Genomic DNA, 3,537 nt, shown 5'->3' with positions numbered 1-3,537 from the left:
CCACCGACGTGTGAGGCCGCGCGAGGCCGCCCGCACAGGGGGCTGCCCCGGGGCGGACGGTCGCCCCGGGGCAGCCCTTCACCGGCTACGGCGTGTCACTCGAGCAGTTCGCCGTAGGCGCCGAGCGCGGTGGCGATGTCCGCCTGCGCCCAGAACCGGTGGTAGGTGAAGACCGGCGCGGAGCCGCCCTTCAGGTAGGCCTCGATCTTGGACCAGGCCGGGTCGTTCTTGTAGAAGCTGCGCATGGAGATGAAGGTCGACGAGGAGTCGACGGTGTCCCCGTTGGGCATCTTTCCGGTCCAGCCGGAGGGCACGTACACCGGGTCGTCGAACCGGTTGTAGTCGGCGCGGGTCTCCGGGACGGAGACGCCCAGGCCGTCCTGGTGGTGGTCCCACATGCCGTCGAGCAGCGCCTTGGCGGTCGTCTTCGCCTTGGCGTCACCGGACTTCGCGGCGTAGTAGGTGAGGACCTTGGCGTACGAGCCCGCCACGCCCACGTCGTTGGTGTAGTCGGCCACCGTGACGTGGAGGTTGTTGTTGGCACCGGGCGAGGTGGCGTTCCAGGTGTCCGGGGCGCCCGTCCACTGGAGGGTGGAGGGGAACTGGAAGGTGCCGTCCGGGTTGATCGTCGTCTTGCCGACCGCCCAGTCGACCCACTTCTTCACCACGGCACCGGCCTTGGCGTCACCGGTCTGGTAGTAGTACTCCGCGACGCGCTCCATGGACCACGCCTGGAAGCCGAACCACTGGTTGGACGGCGGGTCGTGGTAGACCGGCTTCTCGTCGTAGTACATGCCGTAGAAGGTCGGCGTACCGGCCGGCGGCTGGGCGTAGCGGCCCTGCCAGCTGTTGGTCGCGCCGCCCGCGATGGCTCCCTCGCTGGACTGCAGCCAGGTGTAGAACTCGATCTGGCGCTTCAGGCTGGTGGACCAGTCGGACTTGCCGGTCGAGGACTTCGGGGCGAGCGGGGCGTAGTTGCTGAGCGCCCAGGCCGCCATCGGGTTCTGGTAGCCGCCGTGCGCGTGGCTGGAGCCGATGCGCCAGGCCCAGCCCGCCGAGGTGTCGGTGGCGCCGCCCCAGGCGAAGTACCAGCTGAGCAGGTAGTGGGCGCTGTTCTTGCCGCTGCCCGCGGGGCAGGTGGTCGGACCGACGCAGTCGCCGACCTTCTTGAAGTACTTGTCGAAGAGGGCGTAGCGAAGGTAGTCACCCATCTTGGCGGCCTTGCCGACGGTCGAGGAGACCTCGGAGCCCTTGCCCTGCTCCTTGGCCCAGACGTCGGCCCAGTAGGCCGCCTGCACGGCGCGGGCGTCCGCGTCGGGGGCGTTGGTGAACTTCCACTGCTTGGCGTACGAGGAGTCGCCGGTGAACAGGTCGAGGTAGCCGTTCTTGCCGCCGTAGGCGAAGTTGTCGCAGGTCGGGTGGGTGACGGTCTCCCAGACCGACTCCTGCGGACCGCGCTGGAAGGTGTTGATGTAGGACGGACCGGTGGCGGTGGGACCGGCGTTGCACTTGCCGGGCTCGTTGCCGTAGCCGTAGGTGTTGTCGACGTCCTGGATCCAGTGCATGGCGTAGACGTCGTCCGTGCCGTACGCGCTCTTCAGCTCGGCCGCGAGGGGGTCGGCGCCGGACTTGGCGGCCGGGTCCAGCTTCGCCGGGTACTGCGAGGGCAGGTCGTGCTCGGGCGCGTAGGTGGCCGGCTCACCGGGCTTGTAGTACGAGTTGGTGGGCTGGTCCGCCTTGGTGGGGATCATGAATTTCTCCATGGTCTCCCACGCCTTGTTGAAGCGCGTCCAGTCGCCGGTGACCCTGCCGTACTGGGCCTGGAGCCAGATCAGGTAGCTGTAGGCCTCCGACGTGGTCTCGTGACCGTGGTCCGGGGCCTCGACGATGAGCGTCTCCACCGAGTGGTAGGGGATGCCCTCGGGCGAGAAGTAGCCGTTGGCCGGGTCGGTGATCTTGCCGTACAGCTCGAGGAACTTGGCGTCGTAGGTGCCGCCGGCCGAGAGCTGGGTGGCCGTCACCTTGGCCGCGGTGTGTCCGTTTGCGGACGACGCGAAGACGGCGGAGCCGGTGCCGGAGGCGGCCGCCGCGATGGTCACCTTCTGGGCGACGTTCCAGTTCTGCGGGGTGAAGGTGAGGCTGGCCCCGCCGCTGACGGTCAGCCCCGTGTTGCCGGACTCCCGCGCGGTGGTGACCGTGACGTTCGCCGAGGGCTGCTGGGAGAGGCTGACCTCGTAGGTCGCGCTCGTGCCCTGGCGGACGCCCAGCTGGGTCGGGCCGGCGGTGACGGAGGGACCCGAGACGATCTTGATGCCGACCGGCGAGGACTCCCCGGTGGCGCCCAGCGAGTCGTAGGCGCGGGCGTAGAGCGAGTGGTCCCCGGCCGCGAGGGTGGAGGTCTTCAGCTCGAACGGCGAGGTGGTGTCGGTGCCGAGCAGCGCGGTGTCGCTGTAGAACTCGACCTTGCTGACGGTCGCGTTGTCGGCGGCGGCCGCGGTGGCGGCCAGCGGGACCTCGGTGCCCACCGAGTACGTCGCGCCGGGCGCCGGGCTGGTCAGCACGGCCACCGGGGGCTGGTGGGCGCCGGTGCAGGCGGTGCCGTTGACGGCGAACGAGGTCGGGGCCGCGTTCGTCCCGCTGTAGCTGAACTGCGCGCCGGCCGAGGTGGCCGCGCCGGCCGCGAGCGTCCTGTTCCAGCTGGTGTTGGTGACGGTGACGGTCTTGCCGGACTGCGACCAGACGCCGTTCCAGCCGTTGCTCAGCTTCTGGTTGCCGGCGTAGTCGTAGGTCACCTTCCAGCCGTCGAGGGCTTCGGTGCCCCGGTTGGTCAGGGTGAGCTCGGCGGTGAAGCCGGAGCCCCAGTCGTTGGTCTTGTAGTCGACGCTGCACTGCACCGCGGCCGCGTGCGCGGGCTCGGACAGGTTGGTCATGGTCAGGGGTAACGCCAATAAGGCGGCCAGCGCGACGGCTGGGCCGCGCAGGCGGGGTCGGGGTCTCCTGGCGAGGAGCATGGGGCGGAATCCTTTCCGGTCGGCCTCTCGGCTCGTGGGGGAACGGGAAGGTGAAGAGGTGAATGCGATACCTGTGGGAGCGCTCCCATAGTTCGCACGGTGTATGGACACTGTCAACCCCCTGCGTTCGCCTTTCGAAAGCACGGGTGGGCTCCCGGAAGGCCGGCGATCAGGAGGTGAAACCGTCCGTCCGCAGCCGCGGCCGGTGGTCGCCCCGGGCCCGGGTCGGGGGGTGCCGGACACGGCGGAAGGCCGCCCCGGATCCCTCCGGAGCGGCCTTCCGCTGCGACTTCCTCAGTCGGGACGACAGGATTTGAACCTGCGACCCCTTGACCCCCAGTCAAGTGCGCTACCAAGCTGCGCCACGTCCCGATCCGCTCTCCCGCGGCCTGGCCGCGTGATCACGTGAGGAGTACTTTACCGCACGTCCCAGGCCTGGTCGGATGGGTCCCCGGCCACGGCGGGACAATGGTTCGATGAGCGCATCCGAGGACAGTACGGCCGGCGACGGCACCGCCGGGGCGGG

The 3,537-nt window shown here is 69.5% G+C and carries 1 protein-coding gene and 1 tRNA gene; both read right to left on the bottom strand.

Annotated features, from left to right (window positions below; translation table 11 throughout):
* Window positions 1-95 precede the first annotated feature (95 nt).
* Window positions 96-3,011: a glycoside hydrolase family 48 protein gene (locus HW445_RS22755; RefSeq protein ID WP_180222824.1), complete on the bottom strand. Its 2,916-nt coding sequence runs from the start codon at window positions 3,009-3,011 to the stop codon at window positions 96-98.
* 298 nt (window positions 3,012-3,309) lie between these two features.
* Window positions 3,310-3,383 (bottom strand) — tRNA-Pro (locus tag HW445_RS22750).
* Window positions 3,384-3,537: the final 154 nt, after the last annotated feature.

Origin of the sequence: Streptomyces sp. UH6, from assembly GCF_013421635.1 — a bacterium.
Lineage (GTDB): Bacteria > Actinomycetota > Actinomycetes > Streptomycetales > Streptomycetaceae > Streptomyces > Streptomyces abyssomicinicus.
This window is presented reverse-complemented; position numbering and strand designations above follow the sequence as displayed.

Coding starts and splice junctions, on each gene's coding strand:
- HW445_RS22755 (WP_180222824.1), bottom strand. CDS start 3,011: ATGCTCCTCGCCAGGAGACCCCGACCCCGCCTGCGCGGCCCAGCCGTC.